Source organism: Micromonospora sp. NPDC049801 (genome assembly GCF_040656575.1).
Classification (GTDB): domain Bacteria; phylum Actinomycetota; class Actinomycetes; order Mycobacteriales; family Micromonosporaceae; genus Micromonospora.
Map to the genome: position 1 here is coordinate 1 of NZ_JBFAMS010000015.1, position 24,442 is coordinate 24,442.

The 24,442-nt window shown below is 70.7% G+C and carries 22 protein-coding genes and 1 pseudogene; 11 read left to right on the plus strand and 12 right to left on the minus strand.

Features of this window, described 5'->3' with window-relative positions:
* Together AB0I89_RS24895 and dnaA are read right to left on the minus strand one after the other, a co-directional pair.
* Window positions 1–163: pseudogene (locus AB0I89_RS24895) on the minus strand (DNA polymerase III subunit beta); the annotation flags it as partial.
* An 830-nt stretch (window positions 164–993) separates the two neighbouring features.
* Window positions 994–2,820, minus strand: coding sequence for a chromosomal replication initiator protein DnaA (dnaA, locus tag AB0I89_RS24900; protein ID WP_357131280.1), 1,827 nt, complete (start codon window positions 2,818–2,820; stop codon window positions 994–996).
* Window positions 2,821–3,441: 621 nt separating this feature from the next.
* Between dnaA and rpmH the strand changes: the two genes are divergently transcribed.
* From rpmH to AB0I89_RS24945, 9 genes are all read left to right on the plus strand, one after another.
* Entirely contained in the window at window positions 3,442–3,579 is a 138-nt protein-coding gene (gene rpmH / locus AB0I89_RS24905; protein ID WP_007453904.1) for a 50S ribosomal protein L34, read from the plus strand.
* Between the two features lie 34 nt (window positions 3,580–3,613).
* Window positions 3,614–4,030 (plus strand): ribonuclease P protein component, encoded by a 417-nt coding sequence (gene rnpA, locus AB0I89_RS24910; RefSeq protein ID WP_357131283.1) that lies wholly within the window; start codon window positions 3,614–3,616, stop codon window positions 4,028–4,030.
* Window positions 4,027–4,320 (plus strand): membrane protein insertion efficiency factor YidD, encoded by a 294-nt coding sequence (yidD, locus tag AB0I89_RS24915; RefSeq protein WP_357131286.1) that lies wholly within the window; start codon window positions 4,027–4,029, stop codon window positions 4,318–4,320. The genes rnpA and yidD overlap by 4 nt, the downstream gene beginning before the upstream one ends.
* Window positions 4,321–4,322: 2 nt before the next feature.
* Window positions 4,323–5,315, plus strand: coding sequence for a membrane protein insertase YidC (yidC, locus tag AB0I89_RS24920; RefSeq protein ID WP_357131790.1), 993 nt, complete (start codon window positions 4,323–4,325; stop codon window positions 5,313–5,315).
* Window positions 5,316–5,529: 214 nt separating this feature from the next.
* Window positions 5,530–6,132: a R3H domain-containing nucleic acid-binding protein gene (locus tag AB0I89_RS24925; RefSeq protein ID WP_357131289.1), complete on the plus strand. Its 603-nt coding sequence runs from the start codon at window positions 5,530–5,532 to the stop codon at window positions 6,130–6,132.
* Between the two features lie 143 nt (window positions 6,133–6,275).
* Entirely contained in the window at window positions 6,276–6,986 is a 711-nt protein-coding gene (rsmG, locus tag AB0I89_RS24930; RefSeq protein ID WP_357131794.1) for a 16S rRNA (guanine(527)-N(7))-methyltransferase RsmG, read from the plus strand.
* 255 nt (window positions 6,987–7,241) lie between these two features.
* The gene (locus tag AB0I89_RS24935; protein ID WP_357131292.1) at window positions 7,242–8,549 is read left to right on the plus strand and encodes an AAA family ATPase; all 1,308 of its coding nucleotides are present in this window, start codon (window positions 7,242–7,244) and stop codon (window positions 8,547–8,549) included.
* 27 nt (window positions 8,550–8,576) lie between these two features.
* The gene (locus AB0I89_RS24940) at window positions 8,577–9,599 is read left to right on the plus strand and encodes a ParB/RepB/Spo0J family partition protein (RefSeq protein WP_357131295.1); all 1,023 of its coding nucleotides are present in this window, start codon (window positions 8,577–8,579) and stop codon (window positions 9,597–9,599) included.
* 646 nt (window positions 9,600–10,245) lie between these two features.
* A complete protein-coding gene (locus tag AB0I89_RS24945; RefSeq protein WP_357131298.1) occupies window positions 10,246–11,274 on the plus strand; it encodes a hypothetical protein in 1,029 nt (342 codons plus the stop codon).
* A 370-nt stretch (window positions 11,275–11,644) separates the two neighbouring features.
* On the opposite strand, the gene AB0I89_RS24950 is transcribed toward AB0I89_RS24945, so the two are convergent.
* Entirely contained in the window at window positions 11,645–12,142 is a 498-nt protein-coding gene (locus AB0I89_RS24950; RefSeq protein ID WP_357131301.1) for an SgcJ/EcaC family oxidoreductase, read from the minus strand.
* 25 nt (window positions 12,143–12,167) lie between these two features.
* On the opposite strand from AB0I89_RS24950, the gene AB0I89_RS24955 reads away from it, so the two are divergent.
* Window positions 12,168–12,674 (plus strand): MarR family transcriptional regulator, encoded by a 507-nt coding sequence (locus tag AB0I89_RS24955; protein WP_357131304.1) that lies wholly within the window; start codon window positions 12,168–12,170, stop codon window positions 12,672–12,674.
* A gap of 177 nt (window positions 12,675–12,851) precedes the next feature.
* On the opposite strand, the gene AB0I89_RS24960 is transcribed toward AB0I89_RS24955, so the two are convergent.
* Together AB0I89_RS24960 and AB0I89_RS24965 are read right to left on the minus strand one after the other, a co-directional pair.
* A complete protein-coding gene (locus AB0I89_RS24960) occupies window positions 12,852–13,853 on the minus strand; it encodes a D-alanine--D-alanine ligase (RefSeq protein ID WP_357131307.1) in 1,002 nt (333 codons plus the stop codon).
* A 7-nt stretch (window positions 13,854–13,860) separates the two neighbouring features.
* Complete coding sequence (locus tag AB0I89_RS24965; protein ID WP_357131310.1) at window positions 13,861–15,174, minus strand: PLP-dependent aminotransferase family protein; 1,314 nt, start codon at window positions 15,172–15,174, stop codon at window positions 13,861–13,863.
* A gap of 284 nt (window positions 15,175–15,458) precedes the next feature.
* On the opposite strand from AB0I89_RS24965, the gene AB0I89_RS24970 reads away from it, so the two are divergent.
* Window positions 15,459–16,124, plus strand: a complete 666-nt coding sequence (locus AB0I89_RS24970) for a GNAT family N-acetyltransferase (RefSeq protein ID WP_074315552.1) — start codon at window positions 15,459–15,461, stop codon at window positions 16,122–16,124.
* Window positions 16,125–16,130: 6 nt separating this feature from the next.
* Here AB0I89_RS24970 and AB0I89_RS24975 read toward each other — a convergent pair whose 3' ends face one another.
* From AB0I89_RS24975 to murJ, 7 genes are all read right to left on the minus strand, one after another.
* Entirely contained in the window at window positions 16,131–17,294 is a 1,164-nt protein-coding gene (locus AB0I89_RS24975) for an N-acetylmuramoyl-L-alanine amidase (RefSeq protein ID WP_357131314.1), read from the minus strand.
* 150 nt (window positions 17,295–17,444) lie between these two features.
* A complete protein-coding gene (gene trxA / locus AB0I89_RS24980) occupies window positions 17,445–17,768 on the minus strand; it encodes a thioredoxin (protein WP_007453873.1) in 324 nt (107 codons plus the stop codon).
* Between the two features lie 31 nt (window positions 17,769–17,799).
* Window positions 17,800–18,750, minus strand: a complete 951-nt coding sequence (gene trxB / locus AB0I89_RS24985) for a thioredoxin-disulfide reductase (RefSeq protein WP_357131317.1) — start codon at window positions 18,748–18,750, stop codon at window positions 17,800–17,802.
* A gap of 175 nt (window positions 18,751–18,925) precedes the next feature.
* Window positions 18,926–19,879, minus strand: a complete 954-nt coding sequence (locus tag AB0I89_RS24990; protein WP_357131320.1) for a hypothetical protein — start codon at window positions 19,877–19,879, stop codon at window positions 18,926–18,928.
* On the minus strand, window positions 19,876–20,568 hold the full coding sequence (sigM, locus tag AB0I89_RS24995; protein ID WP_357131323.1) for an RNA polymerase sigma factor SigM: 693 nt from the start codon (window positions 20,566–20,568) through the stop codon (window positions 19,876–19,878). Before sigM ends, AB0I89_RS24990 begins: the two co-directional genes overlap by 4 nt.
* A 43-nt stretch (window positions 20,569–20,611) precedes the next feature.
* Window positions 20,612–22,219: a protein kinase family protein gene (locus AB0I89_RS25000; RefSeq protein WP_357131326.1), complete on the minus strand. Its 1,608-nt coding sequence runs from the start codon at window positions 22,217–22,219 to the stop codon at window positions 20,612–20,614.
* 422 nt (window positions 22,220–22,641) lie between these two features.
* Window positions 22,642–24,399: a murein biosynthesis integral membrane protein MurJ gene (gene murJ / locus AB0I89_RS25005; protein WP_357131329.1), complete on the minus strand. Its 1,758-nt coding sequence runs from the start codon at window positions 24,397–24,399 to the stop codon at window positions 22,642–22,644.
* Window positions 24,400–24,442: the final 43 nt, after the last annotated feature.

Below are 24,442 nucleotides of genomic sequence, written 5' to 3' on the forward strand. Positions count from 1 at the left end.
CCTGGCTGGAGACCTCGTAGTCGAAACCGGAGACCCGCAGGTTGCCGTCGGTGACGCGGAGCATCACCCCGGCGAGCACCGGTACGGACGGCCGGTTGGGCAGGCTCTTCGCGGTCCACGCCACGGCCTCGGCGAGCGCGTCGCGCTCCACTCGGAACTTCATCAATGCCTCCGCGTCGACGTCAGCGACAACTCTCTCATGCCGACCGCTGCCTACCGTCCCGCCCGACCGTGCGGGTGTCCATCGCACCTTAGGGCGCGGGGACATCGGCTGTGCGCCCGACCCCATGGATCGTGTCGATGCTGACCGGCCTGTCCGGCAGCGTTCGGCCCGATCCACAGAAAGCCCAACGGTGATGATTGGTTTTTGTTCTCTTAGAAGAGATAACCCATCGTCTTCATCGCACCTGTGCAAACTGTGGAGAACTCGGGTCTGCGCAGCTCAGACAGGTTATCCACCGGTGGGTTGGCTGTGGAGAACCGGGTGTGAAACCGCGTCACCTGTCCACAACCCGGCGGCGCGGGCCGGTTGTCCACCGGTTGTCCACCGGTAATCCACCGACTTTCTCCCCAAGGTTGTGGACAGCCGAGAAGATCACCATTGGCGTTGTCCCCAGAACCTTCAACAGCTCGTACACACCTCGACGATCATCGGTGGATAACTTCGGCGTTGTCCCCAGGCGTCCACAGCGTCGTACACAGGGTTTCTCCACAGCCTGTGGGTAACTGAGGCGGGACCGACCGTAGTTATCCACCGACGGTGGATAACGAGTTGTGGACAACGAGTGAGCTTCGAGGTGGACACGGCACCGATCCTGTGGCCTACACCATGTCGAGGGTCAAGCCGAAGTCCTCGTCGGGCGGCGAAATCGGTGCCGCCGATGCCGAAGCGAGCACCGTCCGGAGTCGGGTCGCGGCGTTGCGGCGTCAAGAAGAACGCCCGGCCGGAGATCCGGCCGGGCGTGTCCCGGGAGTCGTGCGGCGTCGTACCCCTCAGGTGTTCTGCTTGATCCGGTTGGTCAGCTCGGCGATCTGGTTGTAGAGCGAGCGCCGCTCGGCCATCTGCTGGCGGATCTTGCGGTCCGCGTGCATCACAGTGGTGTGGTCCCGGCCACCGAAGGCCTGCCCGATCCTCGGCAACGACAACTCGGTCAGCTCACGACACAGGTACATGGCGACCTGGCGGGCGTTGACCAGGACGCGCGAGCGGGACTGGCCACGCAGATCCTCCAGGCTCACCCCGAAGTAGTCGGCGGTGGACGCCATGATCTGGTCGGCGTTGATCTCCGGCCCGGCGCCGTCGGGCATGAAGTCCCGGAGCACCTCCTCGGCCAGGGACAGCTCGACAGTCGACCGGGTCAGGCTGGCGAACGCCGTCACCCGGATCAGCGCGCCCTCCAGTTCCCGGATCGAGTTCGACACCCGGGAGGCGATGAACTCCAGCACGTCAGGCGGGGCGTACATCCGCTCCTGTGCCGCCTTCTTCTGCAGGATCGCGATCCGCGTCTCCAGATCCGGTGGCTGGATGTCGGCCAGCAGTCCCCACTCGAACCGGGTTCGCATCCGGTCCTCCAGGGTGGCGAGCTGACGCGGCGACCGGTCGGAGGTGATGACGATCTGCTTGTTGGCGTTGTGCAGAGTGTTGAAGGTGTGGAAGAACTCCTCCTGCGTACGCTCGCGGTTCTCCAGGAACTGGATGTCGTCGATCAACAGGATGTCGACGTCGCGGTAGCGCCGCTGGAACGCGCTGGTCTTGTCGTCCCGGAGCGAGTTGATGAAGTCGTTGGTGAACTCCTCGGTCGAGACGTACCGGACCGAGCGGGCGTTGCCGAGCGTCGTGGCGTAGTGCCCGATCGCGTGCAGCAGGTGCGTCTTGCCCAATCCGGAGTGCCCGTAGATGAAGAGCGGGTTGTACGCCTTCGCCGGCGACTCGGCCACCGCCACGCTCGCCGCGTGGGCGAACCGGTTGGACGAGCCGATGACGAACGTCTCGAACATGTACTTCGGGTTCAACCGGTTGCCACCGGTGTCGGCGCCGGGCAGTCGGCGCTCGTCACGCCCGCCGGGACGATGATCCATCCCGCTGCGACCCGGGCCGCTGTCCGTTCCGCCGTCGCGGGGCAGGGGACGGATCACGTGCTGGTCCCGGGGGGACGTGGCGTCCTCGCGGTAGCGGGGCTCGTACGGCCGGGTGTCGGGGCCGGGCGGATCGAGTCGGGCCGCCTGCTCGTCGTACCCGCGCCGCTCGTGCGCCGGTCGGGGCGACCGCGTCGGCTCGACGAAGGCGGTGCTGAACAGTGCCTCCTGCCCGTCCCGGCTGGCCGGGATCAGCCCCGGCCGGTGCGCGTCGACGACCGGCGCGGGGGGTGGACCCGCCGGCGCCGGCGGGGCGGCGGTCTCGGGCAGCCGTGGCCCGAGTTGGTCACCGATGCCCTCGTTCGCCACGGACCGTCCGGCGTACTCGTTCCCGAGCGGGCCCGACTGCGGTTCGTCGACGTCGAGTGGTCCAGGCTCCGGGGTGCTGCGGTAGACGGTGCCGGCCGGGCGGCCGGCGGCGTCCTCCGCCACGCGTACGGTCACGGCAACCTGGATCGGCCGGCCGAGTCGGCGGGTCAGCGCCTCGGTGATCGCCGGGCGCAGCCGTGACTCGATCACGTCCCGGGTGAACGCGTCCGGTACCGAGAGCAGCGCGGTGTCCTCGACGATCGCCCGCAGCCGGGTCAACCGGAGGTAGGCGCGCTGCTGGGCGGAGATGATCTCGTCGGCGAGCTCGTCGGTCGCCGCCAACCACACCGCGGCAAGGTCGGTCGTACCGGCCACCGTCGTGCCACCCCCTCGCCTCTGCTCCCGGCCGCCGCTGTCTGCCAGCCGCCCGTCCCGGGCCCGCCGCGTGCACGGGTGGAACATCACCCACCCGGACAACTGACCAGCGCTCGTCCACAGGTTATCCACAGCCTGTGCACCGACCGATTGTGGCCGCCCCCGGGCGCGGGACCTGCCCCTGCCTGGACGGCCGTTGAAGCGGGTTCACCGTGCCGAACGATTCACCAGCGTGTCCGGTCTTGCCTGCGCGCGACGACCGGAGCATCCGACGCTCACCGCAATCGGGCACGGTAACAGCGTTGTCCCTGCCCCATCAACCGGCGACGCCCCAGCGACCTTGTCGGCATCAGCGAAAACCGCCCCTTCGGTCCCGGGCGCGTCCCGACCTCCTCGCTGTGGATGTTTGACGGTCATTGCACCCCTGCGTAGGCTGGAGCGGCTGCTCTCTCGCCCTCTGCTAGGGTGATGGGTGCTTGCTGCCCGCGGTCGTTTCCCCGCACCGTCGGTCCCGCTCCGCCGGGCAGCGCCGAACGGTGGCCATCGTCGAGGTGGCCTGGACCACCCCACGACCCCGGCGATCCCGTCGCGCGGGGCGCGTACGAAAACGGAGAGCCTGACGTGAGCAAGCGCACCTACCAGCCGAACAACCGCCGGCGCGCGAAGACCCACGGCTTCCGGCTGCGCATGCGCACCCGTGCCGGCCGTGCCATCCTCTCGAGCCGCCGCGCCAAGGGTCGTACCACCCTGTCGGCCTGAGCCGACCGGGCTGGTCCGGGGGACGTGGGCAGTCGTGCTGGCCGCCGCACAGCGACTGCGGCGCAGCACTGACTTCGCCGCAGCGGTTCGCGGTGGCCGACGCGTCGGCCGAGGTGCCGTCGTGGTCCACCTGACCATGCCTTCGGCCACCGACCACAGCACAACGACCTCGCCGGAGCCGGCGCGGGAGCCTGGCGCGGAGCAGCCCTCCGCTCCGGCCCGCGCCGGCTTCGTCGTCTCCAAGGCGGTCGGCAACGCGGTGGTCCGCAACAAGGTCCGGCGCCGACTTCGGGCGCTGGTCCGGGAACGGTTGGACGCGTTGCCCGACGGCAGCACCCTGGTCGTCCGAGCACTGCCCGCCGCGGCCGAGGCGTCGTACGCCCGGCTCACCACCGACCTGGACGCCGCCATCGCGGTTGCCCGGTCGCCACGGGAGAGGCGGCCCCGGTGAGTGCCGATCCGACCGCCACACGCCCGCCGTCGACAGGTGCCCGGGTGCTGATCGCGCCCATCATCGCGTACCGTCGGTGGATAAGTCCGGCACTGCCGGCACGCTGCCGGTTCTACCCGTCGTGCAGTGCGTACGCCCAGGAGGCGCTCGTGCGGCACGGCCCGTTCCGGGGAGTCGTGCTGGCGGTCCGCCGGTTGCTGCGCTGCCACCCCTTTCACCCTGGTGGACATGACCCGGTTCCGGAGCCGGGCAGCCGCCGTCGTGCTGATGTGACTGGAGCCCCGAATTGAGTCTGAGTCTCGACTGGATCTACTACGCGATTTCGTGGATCCTGCTGACCTGGCACTCGGCGTGGGACGCCATCGGGGTGCCGGTCGGCGCGGTGGTCGGCACGAACTTCGCCTGGATCCTGTCCATCATCTTCCTGGTGGTCACCGTCCGGGTGATCCTGTTCCCGGTCTTCGTCAAGCAGATCAAGTCGCAGCGGGCGATGCAGGCGCTCCAGCCCAAGGTCAAGGAGCTGCAGGAGAAGCACAAGGGTGACCGGGAGACGCTCCAGAAGGAGATGATGGAGCTCTACCGGAAGGAAAAGGCCAACCCGCTCATGGGCTGCCTTCCGATGTTCCTCCAGATCCCTGTCTTCCTCGGCCTCTTCCACGTGCTGCGGCGGCTCGACCCGTTCAAGCCCGAGGACAAGAAGACGATCTACGGCTGGACCGTCGATCAGTTCAATAGCGCCTCTCACGCGAAGCTCTTCACGGCCCCGCTCGCTGGCAAGTTCGGCTCCACCGCCGACGAACTGGCGCGGCTCAACGCCAACGGCAACACCACGAAGATCATTGCTGGTGTCCTGGTCCTGGTGATGATCGCCACCACGTATCTGACCAGCCGTCAGATGATCCTCAAGACCGGCTGGGCCGAGGACCCGCAGCAGCGGATGATCCAGCGCCTGATGCTCTACGGCATCCCGGCCTCGCTGCTGATCTCGGGGGCGATCTTCCCGATCGGCGTGATCATCTACTGGGTCACGAACAACCTCTTCACCCTCGGCCAGCAGCAGTGGGTGCTGCGGAAGTTCCCGCCGCCGGTGACCGCGAAGAAGGCCACCGCCCCCGCGGCCAGCCGCAATCCGGTGCAGCCCGCCAAGTCGGGTGGGCTCTTCGGGCGTGGCAAGGCCGCCCCGGCCGCGCCCGTCAAGGCCGCCGCGCCGAAGGTTGCCGGCCCGAAGCCGGGTGCCAAGCCCGCCAACCCGAAGAAGAGCCGCCCCGCCAAGCGGCAGGGCTGACCGCCGTGCGGCCGTCGCCGGGCAACCGGCGACGGCCCGGGCCCCGCACCGCGCAGCCGCCGTATGGCCGGCGCCGGGCGGAACCGGCCGCGCACGGCGCGGTCACGGGCGACACTGCCCGTACAGACGTGCCCGTGGGCACCGGCGACCTCCCGCCGGCCCCGGGAAACCAGCGGACCCGACGGTCCGGCCGAGCGAGTACGGAGATGAGACCGTGACCGAGACCAGCATCCCCCGCGCCGACCAGTCCCTGGACGAGGAGGAGACCGCGACGATCGAGGTGGACGGCGACGACACCGAGGCCGACGACGCCACCGAGGCCCCGGCCGGTGGTCGTGAGAAGAAGAGCGCGGGCGAGAGCGACCTGTTCCGGCAGAGCGAGATCGCGGCGGACTACGTCGAGGGACTGCTCGACATCCTCGACTACGACGGCGACATCGACGAGTTGGTGGCCAGCGGCCGTCCCGTCGTCGAGGTGGTCGGCTCCCGGCTGCAGAACCTGGTCGGCCAGCGTGGCGCCACCCTGGATGCGCTCCAGGAGCTGACCCGGCTCGCCGTCTTCCGGCAGACCGGTACGCCGAGCCGCCTGCTGCTCGACGTCGGTGGCTACCGGGCGAACCGTCGCAAGGAGCTCGCCGCCGTTGCCAAGAACGCAGTCGAGAAGGTGAAGGAGTACGGCGAGCCCGTGCGCCTGGAGGCGATGAACGCGTTCGAGCGCAAGTGCGTCCACGACGTGGTCAACGCCATGGCCGGCGTGGCGAGCGAGTCGGAGGGCGTCGAGCCGAACCGTCGCATCGTCGTACGGCCGGCGGACTGACTCCGTTGACCCACGACGACACCGCGGCTGATGCCGTGACCGGCCCGGGCGGTACGCCGTCCGGGCCGTCGGCTGTCCGGAGCGACAGCCCGGCGGGGTACGACGCGGCGAACGGGAGTCCGCCGTCGCCGGCCGATGCCGCGTTGCCGCCCGAACTGGCTCCGGCCGCGCTGACTCTCTTCGGTGACCGGCTCGACATCGCCGCCGCGTACGCCGAACTGCTGGCCACCGACGGCGTGGTCCGCGGTCTGATCGGCCCGCGGGAGGCGCCCCGGATCTGGGACCGTCACCTCCTCAACTGTGCCGCCGTGGTCGAGCGCATTCCGAGCGACGCGAGCGTGCTCGACGTTGGCTCCGGCGCCGGGCTGCCCGGTCTGGTGTTGGCCATCGCGCGTCCCGACCTGACGGTCACGCTGATCGAGCCGCTCGCGCGGCGCACGTCGTTCCTCATCGAGATCGTCGAGCGGCTCGGCCTGACCCGATCGGTGCGGGTGTTCCGTGGCCGCGCCGACGAGGCCGCCAGTGGGTCGAGCGGCCGGGACCCGATCAGCGGTGACGTGGTGACCGCCCGCGCCGTCGCGCCGTTGGACCGACTGGCCGCCTGGTGCCTACCGCTCGCCGTGCGCGGTGGACGACTGCTTGCCCTCAAGGGATCGTCCGCAGCGGCCGAGATCGAGGAGCACGCCGCCGTCGTGGAACGGCTCGGCGGCGGGGAGGCCGCCGTGCACCTCTGCGGCGTCGGCGTGATCGACCCACCCACCACGGTGGTGGAGATCGTCCGGGAGCGGATGGTCGGCCCGGCCCGACCGGCGGCGAGCAAGCGCTCGCGCGGCGGGCGGACTCGCCGCCGCTGACCATGGCGCCATCGGGCGTCCGGTCGACGGTTTGCCTCGTTGTATCGGTACGGATGGACGACGGAATGAGAACCCGACGTGGACCGGCCACGCCCGTCCGCCGTAGGCTGGCCGCGCGTCGATAATGTGGAGCGGCCGACGGACGTCGCGGACTCCGACCGCTCCCGAGGGGCCGTACGCTCCGGGGTGCGAACGCGGGTGTGGCCAAGTTGACCGGGGCGCGGACCGACCATCCGAAGCGGGCAGGGATGACAGGTGCATGACGACGGCAGGTACGACGATCCACGCGTGACCGGGTCAACCAGCGACCCTGTTTCACGTGAAACCGACTACCCGAGCTGGTCCCCCGGCGTCGCCGGAGCGTCGGTTCCGGTGGACGACGATGTGTTCTCCGCACCGGACGAGGCGGTGGCTCCGACCATCGGGCCGGAGCCGACGATCGGTCGGCGGGCGGCCGACGGACCGAGTCGACCCGCGAATGCCGCCGACGTGCGGCAGACGCCGGGCCGGCGGAACAGAGCTGCGGCGGTGCGCTTCGAGTCCGCCGTGCCCCACCAGCCCACCGCCGCAGCGGCGCGCGACGCCACGCCGGTGGTTCCCGACGTACCGGTCGCGTCGACCGAGTCGTTGGCGGCGGTCGCGACCGACCCCACGTACGTTTCACGTGAAACCCCGACGCGCGAAGAGGATGACCCACCGTTGGCTATGGAGGCGATGCGCGCCGTGCAGATCCTGAATCCCAGTGGCGAGGTGACCATGCCTCGACCGGACCGGACCCGGGTCATGTGCGTCGCCAACCAGAAGGGTGGCGTGGGTAAGACCACGACCACGGTCAACCTCGCGGTGGCGCTCGCCCTGCACGGTAACCGGGTGCTCGTGGTCGACCTGGACCCGCAGGGCAACGCGTCGACCGGTCTGAACGTGCCCCACCACACCGGCATTCCAGACGTCTACGACTGCCTGATCAACAGCGTGCCGCTGGCCGAGGTGGCGCAGGCGGTCGAGGGCATCCCCAACCTGTGGTGCGTACCGGCCACGATCGACCTCGCCGGGGCGGAGATCGAGTTGGTGTCCGTGGTGGCCCGCGAGTCGCGCCTCGACCGTGCCATCGCCGCCTACCCGGGCCAGTTCGACTACGTCTTCATCGACTGCCCGCCCTCGCTCGGCCTGCTGACGGTCAACGCCCTGGTCGCCGCGCAGGAGGTGCTGATTCCGATCCAGTGCGAGTACTACGCGCTGGAAGGCCTCAACCAGCTGATCAACAACATCAACCTGGTACGGCAACACCTCAACCCGAAGCTCGACGTCTCCACGATCCTGCTCACCATGTACGACCGTCGTACCCGCCTCGCGGACGCGGTCGAGCAGGACGTCCGGAACCACTTCGGCGACAAGGTGCTCCAGGCGGTCATCCCCCGCAACGTGCGGGTGTCGGAGGCACCCAGCTACGGCCAGTCGGTCATGACCTACGATCCCGGTTCGCGGGGCGCCACGAGCTACTTCGAGGCCGCCCAGGAGATCGCCGAGCGGGGCGTCAAGGAGCCGGTGGGCCGGAATGCGTAGTGGGGACGAGTCGCTGGGAGGCGTGGCATGAAGAACCGCCCTCGGGGCGGTCTGGGGCGGGGCCTGGGGGCTCTCATCCCGACCGGGCCCGTGCCGGGTGCCGCCGGCACCGTGACTGCCGAGCCGGAGAACGGGAGCGTCGACGCTGACGAGGGCGTGACCCCCACTGCCCTCCACACGGCCCCGGTAGGCGCCGCCGCCCACCAACCGGAGCCCGAGCTCAGCCCCGTGCCGGGCGCTCGGTTCGCGGAGATCCCGGTCGACGCGATCATGCCGAACCCGAAGCAGCCGCGCCAGGTTTTCGACGAGGAGGCGTTGGAGGAGCTGAAGACCTCCATCCGGGAGGTTGGCTTCCTGCAGCCGATCGTGGTGCGCCAGCTCGACGACGAGAAGTACGAGCTGGTGATGGGCGAGCGCCGTTGGCGCGCGGCCCAGGCGGTGGGACGGGACAATATCCCGGCCATCGTCCGGGACACCCGCGACGACGCCATGCTCCGGGACGCGCTGCTGGAGAACATCCACCGCGCCAACCTGAACCCGCTGGAAGAGGCCGCCGCGTACCAGCAGTTGCTGGAGGAGTTCGGCGCCACCCACGAGGAACTGGCCCGTCGGATCGGCCGCAGCCGGCCGCAGATCTCCAACACGATCCGGCTCCTCAACCTGCCGGCCCAGGTGCAGCGCCGGGTTGCCGCCGGCATCCTCTCCGCCGGCCATGCCCGCGCTCTGCTCAGCCTCGACGACTCCGAGGCCCAGGAACAGCTGGCGTTGCGGATCGTCGCCGAAGGGCTGTCGGTACGGGCGACCGAGGAGATCGTGGCTCTGACGCTGAACGACGGCCCGGCGAAGGGACCGGCCGCCAAGCGGCGACCGAAGCCCCACGCGCCCGCCCTGTCGGATCTCGCTGACCGTCTGTCGGACCGCTTCGACACGCGGGTGAAGGTCGACATCGGTCGGAGCAAGGGCAAGATCACCATCGAGTTCGCCACCGTGGATGATCTGGAACGGATCGTCGGCATCATCGGCGTACCGGAGGAGGGGTCGCAGGACTGACGTCCGCGATCTTCCGTCAAGGGCCGCGCCTCTCCAGGGGGCGCGGCCCTCGCGCGTACGGCCTCGTTTCACGTGAAACCGGCGCCCGAAGCGGCTCTTGGATCTCGACCCGGCGTCGCCGAGGTGCCGGCCGAACGCGTTCACCCGCCACGGCCCACGAGGGCGTCCCAGGCGGCCGGGTGAGCCGGGGAGGTCCCCTCTGCCGCCCGAGGGCGGCAGCGACCCGCTCAGGCGGCGCGCGGGCCACCGCTTGCGGGGCCCGGGTCGCGGCGTCCGGCTCCGCGGCTAAGTCATCGCGTTTCACGTGAAACGCCCCTCGGCGGGCGAGGGCACCCACGCATGCCGGCACCGCCGGGAGTGGTGGTCCGGAGCGCGACCGGCCGGCGGGCGGGCAACGATCGAGGGGCCGAAAAGTTATCCACACCCGTTGTCCACAGGCACCCCCCGTTTCACGTGAAACGCCGCGTGAAAGCGGGTGACAGCCTGTGGATGACCGCATGTATGGACGCCCTCGGCAGCCTGTGGATATCGACTCGCCGGCCGACGACGACGGGCCCCGGCGATCGACGTCGGACGCTGATCGTGGCGGTTGGAACCGGTCGAACAGGTAGGGACAGCGGTGCCAGACTCGGTTAGGGTCAGCGTCGTGCGCGACACCCCTCCCTCAGTCCCGGACTTCACCCAGTGGCCCTCGTTTCCCTTCGAGGGCGAGCTGCGGGTGAAGCAGCTCGAAGAACCGGTCCCGGTCGAACCGCCCCGCAAGGGCGAGGGTCTCCGGGAATGCACCGCCTGCAACGCACCCGACGACGCCTACATCTGGGTGGGAGAGCGGTGGCGGGTCCGTGCCATGGACCGGCCGACCGGCCTGCCGATGGTGCTCATCCTCGAATCGCGGAGCCACCTGGACCTGGGTGACCTGCCGAACCTGCTCGCCGCCGAGCTGGGGGTGATGACGGTTCGTCTCGAGCGGGCCATCCGGTCGCTGGACGGTGTGGCGCGGGTGCACGTGAACCGGTGGGGCGACGGCTCCGCCCACCTGCACATGTGGTTCCTCGCCCGGCCGTACGGTCGGCTCCAACTACGGGGAACCTTCCTGTCCCTGTGGGACTCCATCCTGCCGCCGATCTCCGAGGAGCAGTGGCGGGAGAATCTGGCGCTCGTCGCCGCCTGGCTCGCCGAGTTCGGTGGCCGACCGTTGGCCGAGCCGCCCCGCATCCAGTGGCAGGCCCCGTCGAGTCTGCTGGCCCAGTCCGCGGCGGCGGCCGCGCATGCCGCAGCCGCTCAAGATGACGCCGTGTCTGTCATCGAGGCGGCCGAGGAGATCCCCGAGCCAGTCGAGGACGCAGACGGCAACGTCGATGGCGACCTCGGTTCCGAGTCGCCGGCTGCGGCGGAGGACCAGTCTGTGGACAGCGACGACCCGGTGACGGCCGTCGCTGACGACGCCGACGGGTCGACAGCCGCCACAGCGTCCGAGCCGAAGTCGCCCGTCAGCCCGGTACTCGATGCCCCTGCGGTCGAGTCGGTCGCCGACGGCACGACGACCTCGGAGCCGGAACGCGACGCCGAGGATCCGGCACCGGGGATTCCGGTCGTCCCAGCCCAGCGGAGGCCCCCCGCCGACGACGCCAGCGACGGCGGTGCCACCCCGCCCGGCGTGAGCGCACCGCGCTGATCACCGGTTGCGCGTGGGGGTTGGCGGACGACAGTCCGGATGTCGAGCCACCCCCACGCTCGCCGCGGCGGGCGGCGGCAATGCCGGGTGCGGACCAACGCTCGGAAATGCCCTCGCGCGCCGAGCCCTGAGCAGATCACCGACGCTCGCATCCGGCTCGGTGCCGGACAAACCCGAGCCGCCAAGTTACGTCTCTCGCGCTGGACACTCAGCCGCCTCTCGACACCGCGCCCCGCTGACCCGTCGCGGCCGGACGGCGACGCTTGACTACAGCGTCAGACGCGCGGATCGCGGAGATCCGAATGGCCTCGGTAGGGCCGGCGGTGACTCACGACCCCCATGTCGGGACTCCGTCGCGGTGGTTGCCTGCCTAATCTGCGTGGACCGCAGCCTTGCTGCCGATGCCGAGCGCACGGGTGAGCCTCACCATGGTTCGGGCGAGTCGGGAAGGCACGGAGTCCGGGGCTGGGATGGTGACCGGTCGCACGCGGCCGTTGTGCAGCGCGGTGAACCGCCATCCCTCGGGCGTGTGGACCGCAACGAGAGTCTGGCGGGACAGGCGCCTTTTCGGTAGCTGAGAACGCCACGGCATCTGGACCGAGGCGGTGCCATGGACGATGGCGATGTCGGGGCTGAGGTAGCGAATGGATTCGATGTCACCGACGAGTGCCGAGTCGGCGAGCACGCCCCGGAAGAGCTGGTCGTGGGCGCTTTGCATCGGCTTTCGCCCGATGGCGCGGGTGCCGTCGTACGAGACGTAGTCGGAGTCTTCGGTGAAGCAGGCTGCGTAGGCGACAGCGTCGTTGTCCGTCCAGGCCTGCTTGAGGCGGTGGAAGAGAGCTGTGATCTCGTGGTCTTCGGTAGCCATGGCTACACCCCTCTAGTATTATTCGATGGTCGAACCTTACGATAGCAGGAGTCTTCGAGTGTCGAAACATGAACTGGTCGGCTTGGTGGCCGCCGAACTTCGGCTGCTGCAGCAGAGCTTCGACGCTTTCGACGAGGCCGCCGCCGCCACCCTCAAGCTCAACCGAACGGACCTGCGAGCGTTGGACCTGCTTCTGGCCGGCGAGGGTTGCCTGTCGGCTGGCGAACTCAGCCAGGCCCTGAAACTCAGCCCGGCCGCCACAACCACTGTCATGGACCGACTTGAGCGCACCGGATTCGCGAACCGGATCTCCGACCCGAACAACAGACGACGCGTCCTCGTTGCCGCGACCGACGCGGCTCGCGCCGCTGAGCGAGACATATACGCACCGGTCGGTGTCGCCGGAGCGCAAGCGCTTGCCGAGTACAGCCTCGACCAGCTCGCCACGATCCTTCACTTCCTGCAGACTGCCCGCCACGTGCAGGAGGACCAGGCGACGCGGATCAGCCGACACGAACCCGACGATCTCTGACGCTGCTCACCGGTTGCTGCCTGGAGCGCGCTCGGCCGCCGCGAACGCCGCCACCAGCCGGTACCGCTCCGGCTCTCCACCAGGTGCCTGCTCACCTACCCCGTGCGCGATCGAGGACCAGGTTCACGGGCGTGCAGGGTGTCACGAGGGGTGCCCGAAGGTACCCGATCGGTCGGGTCAGGACGGGTGGCGGGCGGCGGCCCGGCTGACCAGTGAGCCGAGCAGGCGGCCGAAGTCCAGGCCGGCCGCCTGGACGGCCAGCGGCAGCAGTGAGGTCTCCGTCATGCCGGGCGAGACGTTGACCTCCAGCACGTGCGGACGGCCCTCAGCGTCCACGATCACGTCGACCCGGGAGAGGTCCCGCAGACCGAGCGCGGTGTGCGCGGCCAGCGCCACGTCGGCCACCGAAGCGGCCACCTCCGGCTCCAACCGGGCCGGAGCGTGCCAGGTGGTGCGGCCGGCGGTGTAGCGGGCGGCGTAGTCGTACACGCCGTTGCGCGGCACGATCTCCACCGGTGGCAGCGCCTGCGGACCGTCTCCCAGGTCGATCACGGAGACCGCCACGTCGATCCCGGGCACGTACCGCTCGACGAGGGCCGTCGGGTCGTACGCGAAGCAACCGACCATCGCGGCCGGGAGGGACGCGGCGTCCCGGACCACGGCGGCGCCCAGACCGGAGCCACCCTGCGCCGGCTTGACCATCAACGGCAGGCCGAGCCGGTCGGCGATGCGGTCCAGCACGGCGACCGCCCCGAGTTCGGAGAAACGGTCGTGCGGCAGGGCCACCCAGTCGGGGGTGGGGATGCCAGCTTCGCGGAGCACCGCCTTCGCCGAGGGCTTGTCCCAGGCGAGCCGGGAGGACCGGGCGTCGCAGCCGACGTACGGGATGCCGCACAGGTCCAGCACTCCTCGCAGTGAGCCGTCCTCGCCGGTCGCGCCGTGCAGAGCGATCACGACGGCGTCCGGCGGATCGGTGGTCAGGGACGGCAGGAGGGCCACGTCGGCATCCCGCAGTTCGGCGTCGACGCCGACGGCGCGCAGGGCGTCGAGCACGCGCCGACCGGAGCGCAACGACACGTCCCGCTCGTAGGAGAGTCCGCCCGCGAGGACCAGCACTCGCAGGTCGGCCGCGACGGCGGAATCGGTCACGGAGAAGCGCTCGGCAGCGGTCGTACCCATGCCGGCATCATGCCAAGTCGGGACCCGGCACGTCGGAGCCGGGCCGGCCGCGGCGGCCGGCGACACCGCCGACGGCACCGAAGACGCGCCGCGTCGCGAGTTCCTGCTCCATGACGCCCGCCAACCGGCGTACGCCCTCGCGGATGCGCTCCGGAGGCGGGAAGCTGAAGTTCAGCCGCATCGCGTCGGTGCCCGTGCCGTCGGCGTAGAAGCCGGTGCCGGGCACGTAGGCGACCCGGGCGGCGATGGCGCGCGGCATCATGGCCTTGGAGTCCAGGCCCTCGGGCAGGGTGGCCCAGACGAAGAGCCCGCCGGCCGGGGTGGTCCAGCTGGTGCCCTCGGGCATCAGATCGGCCAACGCGTCGAGCAGGGCGTCACGGCGTTCCCGGTAGACCTCGCGGTAGACCTTGAGCTGCTGCCGCCACGGCATCGTGCCCAGGTAGGTGGAGACGGCGGACTGGGCGTAGACGCTGGGGCAGAGGATCTGCGCCTCACTGGCGATGACGATCTTGTCGCGGACCGCGTGCGGCGCCAGGATCCAGCCCACCCGCAGGCCGGGAGCGAACGTCTTGGAGAAGGTGCTGATGTAGAAGACGCCGTCGCGCCGCCGGGCCCGCAGCGGCGCCGGGGCCTCACCCTCGAAACCCAGTTGGCCGTACGGGTCGTCCTCGACCACGAGCAGGCCGGCGCGTTCGCAGATGTCGAGTACGCGCTCGCGGCGTTCCTCGCTGAGCGTCACGCCGGCCGGGTTCTGGTAGGTCGGGATCGTGTAGAGGAACTTGACGCGTCGGCCGGCCCGGGCGAGGTCGGCGATGGCCGTCTCCAGCGCCTCGGGAATCAGCCCGTCGGCGTCCATCGGCACGTGCGCCACCTGTGCCTGGGCGGCCTGGAACACCCCGAGCGCGCCCACGTAGGTCGGGCCCTCGGCGAGCACCACGTCGCCTGGGTCGAGGAAGAGCCGGGCGACCAGGTCGAGCGCCTGTTGACCGCCGACCGTGACCACCACGTCCTCGGGGGAGGCGCCGCACGCGGCGTCGATGCCGGAGAGGGCCATCACCTCGCAGATCCGCTCGCGCAGCTCCAGGGTGCCCTGGCCGATGCCGTACTGGAGGGTGGTGACCCCGTGCTCGGAGCCGAGCCTGCCCAGCATCTCGCCGACCGCGTCGAGCGGCAGCGCGGCGATGTACGGGGCGCCGCCGGCGAGCGACACGACCTCCGGTCGACTGGCCACCGCGAAGAGTGCTCGGATCTCGGAGGCGGTCATCCCGCGCACGCGCCGGGCATACCGGTCGGTGTAGTCGTCGAGTGTCGTGCCGGTCATGACCTCACCTCGATCACTGCTCGGGTGGCTACCGCCCCGGGTACCCCGCCTGCTCGTGTCCATGGCGGCGGCACACCGATTGTCGATCCTAGTCCGCCGAGGCCTGGTTGCCGCCGTGCCGGAACGGATCGACCACATGGCGGACCCTGCGGCCGGGGGTGGGGATCTGCGCATCCCCTCCCGTACGGTCGATCGGCGGCGTACGATCGCTCGTCGGGGGCAGGAAGGCGGCGCTGTCGTTCCGTGCCGGTCTCACCACCGAGCCTATTGTGGGGATGCGCCATATGTCGCGACGTCTGGTCAGCCTGACCCTCGACACGCTGGAGGATCTTCCGCGCCCCTGCCGCCAGTGCGTCTACTGGGAGCTTGATCCGGTCTCCGCGGACCGGGCGTGCGCCGCCGGTGACCCGGGCCTGGAGAAGGAGGCGTGGGTCTCCCAGACCCTGCTGGAGTGGGGGTCCTGCGGCAAGCTCGCGTACGTCGACGGGATGCCGGCGGGCTTCGTGATGTACGCGCCACCCGCCTACGTTCCCCGCTCGATGGCGTTCCCGACGTCGCCGGTCTCGGCCGATGCCGCGCTGTTGATGACCGCCAACGTGGTCGCCGCGTTCGCCGGGGGCGGGTTGGGCCGGATGTTGGTGCAGGGTGTCGCACGGGACCTGACGAAGCGTGGCATCAAGGCGATCGAGGCGTTCGGCGACGCCAAGTTCGGTGACGCCGACGATCCGGCCGGCGGCTGCGTGGCACCGGCCGACTTCTTCCTCTCCGTCGGCTTCAAGACGGTACGTCCGCATCCCCGTTTTCCCCGGCTGCGCCTCGAACTGCGTACCGCGCTGAGCTGGAAGTCCGACGTCGAGTACGCGCTGGAGAAGCTGCTCGGCTCGATGAGCCCGGAGACGCTGCTCCGGCCGGTCCGGCCCGCCCCGGCCACCCGCTCCACCGGTGGCTGAGCGGGATCAGTCGACCACGGTGCCGGCGGCCACGACCGCACGCAGTTCGCTGACGTCGAGCGAGCCGGTCGGCACGTCCCGCTCGATCGGGTAGTACATCCGCTGGACGGCGGCCACGATCGCCTCCACCACCCGGTCGCGGAAGCGGGGATCGACGAGCCGGGCGCGGTCCACGGGCGAGGTGAGGTAGCCGACCTCGACCCGGACCGCCGGCATCCTCGTCAGTCGCAGCAGGTCCCACGCCTTGGCGTGCGTACGGCAGTCCCGCAGCCCGGTCCGCGCCACGATCTCCCGCTGCACCAGACCCGCCAACCGTTCACCGGTCGCCGAGGTCACCCCGTTGTCGGTGCCGTAGTGGTAGGTCGCCACCCCCTCCGCGTCCGGGTTGGCGTGCCCGTCGAGGTGCAGGGAGATGAACACGTCGGCACCGAGCGAATTCGCCAGCAACGCCCGGTCGGTGTCCGGCAGGCACGCGTCGGGCGCCGGACCCCGGGTGAGCTGAACCCGGACCCCGGACGCTGCGAGTCGTCCCTCCAGCCGGCTCGCCAGGTCGTGCACGAGGTCGGCCTCCGTCCAGCGCAGCGGGCCGTCCGGCACCACCATCCCGGGGTCGGTGCCACCGTGGCCGGGGTCGATGACCACCGTCTTACCGACCAGCGCCGGTCCGGACTGGCGGATCGCGTCGGACTCGCGCAACCACTGGGGGCGACCGCCGACGACCTTGCGACCGATCCGGCGCAGCGCGTCCATCGTGTGCGGGCCGCAGGAGCCGTCGGGCGTGAGACCCACCTCGCGCTGGAACTGGGCCACGGCCCGGGACGTCCGGATGCCGTAGATGGCGTCGGCGCGGCCGACGTCGTACCCCATCTCCAGCAGCCGTTCCTGCAGCGACCGGACATCCTCGCCGGTGAGCGGCTCGGGGACCGCGTGGTAGAGGGTGCGGGCACCGAGTCGCCAGCGTGCGGCCTCCAGCGCGCCCCAGGTCTCCGAGCCGACCCGGCCGTCCACGCTGAGCCCCCGCGACTGCTGGAACGCGCGGACCGCGCGTTCGGTGTCCAGGTCGAACTCGTCGCTGTGCGGGCCGGCGGCGGCGAGTAGGTCGAGGCCGGTGAGGATGGTACGGATCTCCGTGACCGCAGGTCCCCGGTCTCCGGGTCGGATCGGACGCACGCACGACCCCCTCTGCACGAGTCTGGCTGGCCGGGCGGCGGCCCTGAGCTTGAGGCTATGCGTTCCGGACCGGTGACGGGCTCGGGCCGGGAAAAACACCGAACCCCGCACCCGACGAGCGGGCACGGGGTTCGGTGGTGTCTGCGCTGATCAGAGGGCCGACTCGATGAGCCGGACCAGCTCACCCTTCGGCTTGGCGCCGGCGATCGACTGCACGGGCTGGCCGTTCTTGAAGACGGTGAGGGTCGGCACCGACATGACCCGGTAGGCCCGGGCGGTCTCCGGGTTCTCGTCGATGTTGAGCTTCACGATGGTGACCTGGTCGCCCATCTCGCCCGCGATCTCCTCGAGCAGCGGCGACACCTTACGGCACGGCCCGCACCACTCGGCCCAGAAGTCCACCAGCACCGGCTTGTCGGCCTGCAGCACGTCGGCGACGAAACTCGCGTCCGTGACCGCCTTGGTATTTCCCACTATTGCCCTCCTCCGGGATGTGTTTCCTGTTTCAGCTGAGCGTCGCGATGAACCGCTCGGCGTCGAGCGCGGCGGCACAGCCGGTGCCGGCCGCGGTGATCGCCTGGCGGTAGGTGTGGTCGACCACGTCACCGGCGGCGAAGACGCCGGGCACGCTCGTCCGGGTGCTGGGGGCCTGGACCTTCACGTAGCCCTCGTCGTCCAGCTCGACCTGGCCCTGGAACAGCTCACTGCGGGGGTCGTGGCCGATGGCCACGAACACGCCGGTCACGTCCAGCACCTTGGTCTCGCCGCTGTGTACGTTGCGGACCCGTACGCCGGTGACCTTGCCGTCAGCGCCCAGGACCTCTTCGACGGTGCTGTTCCACTCGACCTTGATCTTCTCGTTGCTCAGCGCCCGGTCGGCCATGATCTTGCTGGCCCGGAAGGAGTCGCGTCGGTGGATGATGGTCACCGAGTCGGCGAAGCGGGTGAGGAAGCTGGCCTCCTCCATCGCCGAGTCACCACCGCCGACGACGACGATGTGCTGGTTGCGGAAGAAGAAGCCGTCACAGGTGGCGCACGAGGAAACACCGTGGCCCAGGTACTCCTGCTCGCCCGGCACGCCCAGCGGACGCCAGGCCGAACCGGTGGAGAGGATCACGGCGCGGGCGCGGTAGGCGGTCTCGCCGACCCACACGGTGCTCGTCGCGCCCGAGCCGGCGTCGCCGGTGTCGACCAGCTCGACCCGCGTCACGTCGTCGGTCAGGAACTCGGCGCCGAACCGCTCGGCCTGCTTGCGCATGTTGTCCATCAGCTCGGGGCCGAGGATGCCGTCGGCGAAGCCGGGGAAGTTCTCCACCTCGGTCGTGGTCATCAGCGCGCCGCCGGACTGCGAGCCCTCGATGATCAGCGGCTTGAGGTTGGCGCGCGCCGCGTAGACCGCCGCCGTGTAACCGGCCGGGCCGGAGCCGATGATGATCAGGTTGCGGACCTCGTCCACTGCCGTCTCCCGAGTTGTGTGTGTTCGGCGTCGGCGCGCGCACCGATGCTGATCCGAGTGCCGACGCCTGGGGGGTGCCGGCAGCTGACTTCCAGAACGTCATCGTACGAAGCGGGGATTCCCGAACCGGGCAACCGGTGGGTCAGGTCACGTGGACGCTCATCGTGCTGCGGATTCACCCTACCCGCGCGGAATACCGGCTGTCCGAGCCGGACCCGGGTACGCCGCACTCGGCGCCGCTCACCCAGGCCCAGCGCGATCCGGTCGCGTCGGTGAACCGGATGACGAGCGCCTGCTCGCCCTGGAACCGCGCGTAGTCGATCATTTCGACGGCGAGTGGACCCGAGCCGTGCTCCGCCGCCACGGACGACAGGCACGTGCTCAACGCGGCCTCGGTGGTGAGCCGGGCGAGCTGATTCGACCCGTCGGGGGAAGGTCGTCGCTCACCTCCGGTGTCCGCCCCGGGCTGCTCACGGGGGCCACTGCCGCTCGAACCCAGCAACGGGGACGACGGGCTCGGCGTGCCGCCGAGGCTCTGCGGGGTGTAGTCGGTGCCGCTGTGCAGGGTCGGGCCGGACGTGCGGACCGTCTCGCCGGCGGCGAGGTCACGAGGCGCGTTGACCGGACGCTCCATGGCACCGCTGTCCGCGGTGTTGGTCGAGAGGTGACTGAGCCCCAGACCGACCGCGACGACGGCGGCGGCCGCGACGGCCACCGGGGTGGCGGCGCGGACCCAGCGACGCCGCCGACGACCCGGGCCGGTGGGGCCGCGCCCCGACTCGGCGGGGAACGAGGTGGTGGGCCGACGTCCACCCTGCGCCGGCACGGTCACCGGTGTGGCGTCGGCCGGCGGGGTGGCGTCGGCCGGCGGGGTGTCCGCCGCTACCAGCGCGGCGGCGATTCGTTCGGCCACGGCGGACGGCAGCTCCGGTGCGGGCTCGGCCCACCGGGTCAGGTCGCTGCGGACCTGCGTCACCGCGGAGGCCAGCAGCGCGTACGCCTCAGCCCAGGCCGGGTCCGTGGACACCAGTTCGGCGATCCGGGCCTGCTGCGGGGTGCCGTCCAACGCTCCGCCGAGGTAGTCAGCGAGCAGGTCGGCGTCGACCTCCCGGAACTCCTCGGTCGTCACGTGTCCTCCTGATTGGCGTCCTGCCGGATGCGAACCGACCCCGATCCGACGCCCTCGGCCGGGCGTGGGTTCCCCGTCGTGACGTCGGGCACGTCCGGTTCGACCGGTCCGGGGCGCGTCGGCGGGGGGCGGAGGTGCCCGAGCAGCACCGCCAACCGGGCCCGGCCCCGGGCGCACCGGCTCTTCACCGTCCCCTCGGCGACCCCGAGGATGCGGGCCACCTCGGCCACCGGGTAGCCCTGCACATCCACCAGTACCAGGGCGGCCCGCTGCTCGACCGGAAGCGCGGCGAGCGCCGCGCGAACGACGAGCGCGGTGTCGTGGTCCTGCACGGGCGCGGCCGGCTCGACGCCGCCGGTGCCCGACCCGTCGGCCCGGTTGCCGTCGGGCAGCGGCACCGTGGGGTGCGCCTGCCGGCGGCGGATGCGGTCCAGGCAGGCGTTCACCACGATCCGGTGCAGCCACGTGGTGACGGCGGAGTCACCACGGAAGCGGGCCGCCGCGCGGTGCGCCGACAGCAGGGCGTCCTGGAGCGCGTCGGCGGCCTCCTCACGGTCGCCGAGGGTCCGCAGGGCCACCGCCCAGAGCCGATCGCGGTGCCGGTGGAACAGGGCCGCGAAGGCGTCCCGGTCGCCGGCGACGTGGGCGCGCAGCAGCTCCAGATCCGTTGCCGCGTCGCGCCCGTCCATCACCGCGTCCGGCTGATGCGGTGTCCGGGGCGTGCCGTGCGGCTCACGAACCCTGGACCGTGATCTCCTGCACTCCCAGCTTGAAGCCGCCGTCGTCGCCGTTGGGCGGCAACTCGGTGAACCAGAGCAGCAGGTACCGGTACTTCTGGTCGGCGTCGAACCCGTTGAAGGTCATCGTGGTGCCGTCGTGCTCCTTGAGGACACCGATCTCCGTCTTGTAGTTCGACACCATCGACTTGTCGCCGTTGGAGGTCGCCGGGTAGGTCGTCGTGCCGGCGAGCAGCTTCGCGGTGGCGCCTCGACCGGAGAGCACGGCCTGTACCGACTTCACCGTGTGCGGGGCGCCCAGGTCGAGCCAGACACCCATGCCGGACTTGAGGTTGCCGTACGTGGCGTTCGGGTAGCGGTCGGTCTCCCAACCCTTGTCGTTGTCGCCATCGGTCATCTTCTTGGCGCCGTCGAGCTCGTCCCGCGGGGCGCTGTCCGGGTCGATGATCCGGATGTCCTGCACCTTGAGATTGCGCACCGTGGCGGCGGCCGGGGTGGCCTCGCCGGCCGGAGCGCTGGCACTCGGCGTCGCCCCGGCGGTCTCCTGCGGGTCCTTGTCGTCACCGCCGAGCGCGCTGATGCCGATGAGCAGGCCGACCAGCGCGACCGCCAGCAGACCGGCGATGCCGATGGCGACCTTGCGACCGCCCGCGGCGGCCAGCGGCGACGGCTCTTCCCCGGTCTCGGCGGTGAACCGCAGCGGCCCGCCGTTGTCGAGGTAGTGCTCCTCCTCGGCCGGCACGTCCAGCCGGGCCAACTCGGCCGCCAGCACGTCGGACGACGGCGGCGCGATGTCGGCGTCGAGCAGGTCCATCGTCAGGTCGTCCAGGTACGCGGGCACACCGGCCCGCACCTGGCGGGGCGCCGCGAGGGCGGCTCCGGCGTCCCGGACGGCGTCGGGGATGGCGGCCCGCCCGTGACCGGCGGTGGCCCCGCGCAGCGGCGCCTCGGTGTGCGGCCAGTGACCGGTCAGCGCGAAGTAGAGGACGCCGCCGACCGCCCGGATGTCGCTCTCCTGGCTGTCGTCGCCGTCGGTGCGGGCGTCGGCCAGGACCACGCGGCCATCATCGCTGATCATGACGGTGCCGGGGTGGACGTTGCCGTGCACCATGCCGGTGGCGTGCACCGCGGCCAGCGCGCTGGCGACGGCGTTGCCGACAGCGGTGGCGCGAGCCGGGTCCAGCGGACCATCGGCGGCCAGATCGCGCAGCGACTGCCCGTCCACCCACTCGCGGACCACGTACGCCCGCTCGGCCTCGTCGATGGCGTCGTACACGCCGACGAGGTTGGGGTGGATGACCCGGCTGGCCGCGACGGCCGCCTGAAGCATCTCGGTGGCGGAGTCGCCACCCGGGTAGCGCAGCACCACCGCGACAGGGCGGCGCAGGATGACGTCGACCCCGCGCCAGACCAGCCGACCCGCGCTGTCGTTGTTGATGTGCTCGACCAGCTCGTAACGCTCGGCGAGGATCTCACCGGCCGTGGGAGCACCGAAGGTCATGATCGGAGGAGCGCTCTCGTCCGCCTCCTGACCCTCGCCGACCTGGGTCACCCGTCCTCCCTCGGTGATCGTGTCGATCGATGGACCCGTACTGCTGGGCATGTGGCTTCCCGCTCTGCCGTTGAAGGAACCGGCCAACCGGTGTCGGCGCCTGCCGTACCCGTCGAGAGCGACCTTACCCGGGTTGCCCGTCTCCCCGACATGTCATCTTCTTGCCGTACCCGGCGGGGTGCCGGGGATCGGGGAAGTCGTCCGGTTACGACCGTTGTCAGCCACGTTGCTGGCACATGTACTAGCTAATCTACGGCTTCACCACAAGTGACCGACGTCGGGGCCGGGCCGGGCGTGCCGCCCTCGTCCACCAGCCGGTTTCCCGCCGATCGGACGCCCACGCTCAGCCGTACGGCTGGTTATCCACAGGCCGATCCGGCGGCTGACCGGTGAATCGCGGAGTTATCCACAGGGACATCCCCAGGCTGGTGATCGCCGGTCACGTTCCGTGTGGCCGAGACTGTGGGTGCGGCTCAACGACCGAGACGCCGACGGACCATGCCGACAACCTCGGTGATCTCTCCGATCCGCAGCGCCATGGCGAGCCCGAGGTAGGTCCCGCCGATCACGGCGCCACCGATCACGAGCTGAAGGACGGCCTGTATCCAGCTCGGCGTGTCGCCGCCGGGCAGCAGGCTCACCACGAGCAGGCCGACCAGGGCGGCCCCCAACGCGGCCACGAGGACCCGGCCGAGCGTACGCAGGATGGCGCCCATCCCGATCCGGCCGATCCGGGGGCGCAGCAGCCACGCGGAGGCGAACGCCGCCGCCAGGTAGGACACGGCGTTACCGATCATCATCCCGGCCGCCGCGAAGTGCGCGGCGAAGGCGACGTAGAGCACCACCTGCACGCCGATCCGCAGCGCGACCACGGGAATGTTGATCAGCGCCGGGGTGCGGGTGTCCGGCAGGGCGTAGAAGGCGAAGGTGAAGAGCTGGCTGATCGCGAACGGCACCAGTGCCAGGGCCGCGAGGAGCAGCACCAGTGAGGTGTCGGCGGCGTTCTCGTCGGTGAACGCGCCGTACCGGAACAGCGTCACGGCCAGCGGGGTGGCCAGCACCGCGTAGCAGACCGCGATCGGGGCGAGCACCGCCGAGACCGTGCGGGTGCCCCGGGACAGGTCGGCGGCGACGTCGGCGTAGCGGCCGTCGGCGGCCGCCGCGCTCATCCGGGGCATCAACGCCGTGATGATCGAGACGGCGATGATGCCGTGCGCCATCATCAGCAGCAGGAACACGTTGTTGTAGATCAGCGGACCGGCGGCGTTCTCCTTGCCCGCCCTGTTCAGCAGGTTGAACAGCACGATCAGGCCGACCTGGCTGACCGCGACGTAGCAGAACATCCAGCCGCCGAGGCGGCCCAGCTCACGCAGTCCGAGGGTGCGGAAGTCGAATCGGAGCTTCCAGCGGAAGCCGACCTTGCGCAGGGCCGGCAGCAGTCCGGCGGCCTGGATGGCGACACCGACCAGGGTGCCGCCGCCGATCAGCAGGATCCGGCCGGTGGTCATCTCGTCCGGCTTGACGATCGTCGCGCCGAAGATCGCGATGTAGAGGCCCGCCGTGGCGATCACCACGATGTTGTTCAGGATCGGCGCCCACATCGGCGCGGCGAAGTGCCCCCGGGTGTTGAGCACCGCGCTGATCAGGGCGCTGAGACCGGTGAAGAAGATCATCGGCAACATCAGGTACGACAGCGCCGTGACCAGATCCCGGAAGTCCGCCCCGGTCTTCTTGCTGGCGTAGAGCGAGGTCAGCACGGAGGCGAAGGCCACCGCCACCAGCGCCGCCGCGGCCAGCGCCAGCACCGCGAGGGTCAGCAACCGCTGGGCGTACGCCTGTCCGCCGTCGCTGTCGATCTTGCGGCGGCGGACCAGCACCGGGATCAGGACACTGGTGAGGATGCCGCCGAGCAGGAACTCGTACACCATCCCGGGCAGGATCTGGGCGGTCGTGTAGGCGTCACCCACCAGCGCGCCGCCGAGCGCGGCGGTCAGCGCGAGCGTGCGCAGGAAGCCCGTACCCCGGCTGACCAGGCTCCCGATCGCCATCACCGCGCTGTTGGTCGCCGCGCTCGTCTCGCCCACCTGTTCCTGCGGCGGAGCGGTCGACTCCATGGCCGGCTGGTTCAGCGGCTCGGCGGAGATGAAGGTGGCGCCGTCGGAGGGGCGGATGTTGGCTCCCGCACCACCGTCCCGCGCGGCGTTCGCGCTGCGGTAGAGCCCGCCGCTCATCTCCAGCCTCCCAGGGGTACGTCGAGCCGGGCACCGACCCGCA

Bases quoted from the DNA above. Each gene is read 5' to 3' on its own strand.
- AB0I89_RS24940 (WP_357131295.1), top strand. From the start codon at position 8,577: ATGAAGAACCGCCCTCGGGGCGGTCTGGGGCGGGGCCTGGGGGCTCTC.
- AB0I89_RS24950 (WP_357131301.1), bottom strand. From the start codon at position 12,142: ATGGCTACCGAAGACCACGAGATCACAGCTCTCTTCCACCGCCTCAAG.
- AB0I89_RS24955 (WP_357131304.1), top strand. From the start codon at position 12,168: ATGGTCGAACCTTACGATAGCAGGAGTCTTCGAGTGTCGAAACATGAA.
- AB0I89_RS24960 (WP_357131307.1), bottom strand. From the start codon at position 13,853: ATGGGTACGACCGCTGCCGAGCGCTTCTCCGTGACCGATTCCGCCGTC.
- AB0I89_RS24965 (WP_357131310.1), bottom strand. From the start codon at position 15,174: ATGACCGGCACGACACTCGACGACTACACCGACCGGTATGCCCGGCGC.
- AB0I89_RS24970 (WP_074315552.1), top strand. From the start codon at position 15,459: ATGTCGCGACGTCTGGTCAGCCTGACCCTCGACACGCTGGAGGATCTT.
- sigM (WP_357131323.1), bottom strand. From the start codon at position 20,568: ATGGACGGGCGCGACGCGGCAACGGATCTGGAGCTGCTGCGCGCCCAC.
- AB0I89_RS25000 (WP_357131326.1), bottom strand. From the start codon at position 22,219: ATGCCCAGCAGTACGGGTCCATCGATCGACACGATCACCGAGGGAGGA.
- murJ (WP_357131329.1), bottom strand. From the start codon at position 24,399: ATGAGCGGCGGGCTCTACCGCAGCGCGAACGCCGCGCGGGACGGTGGT.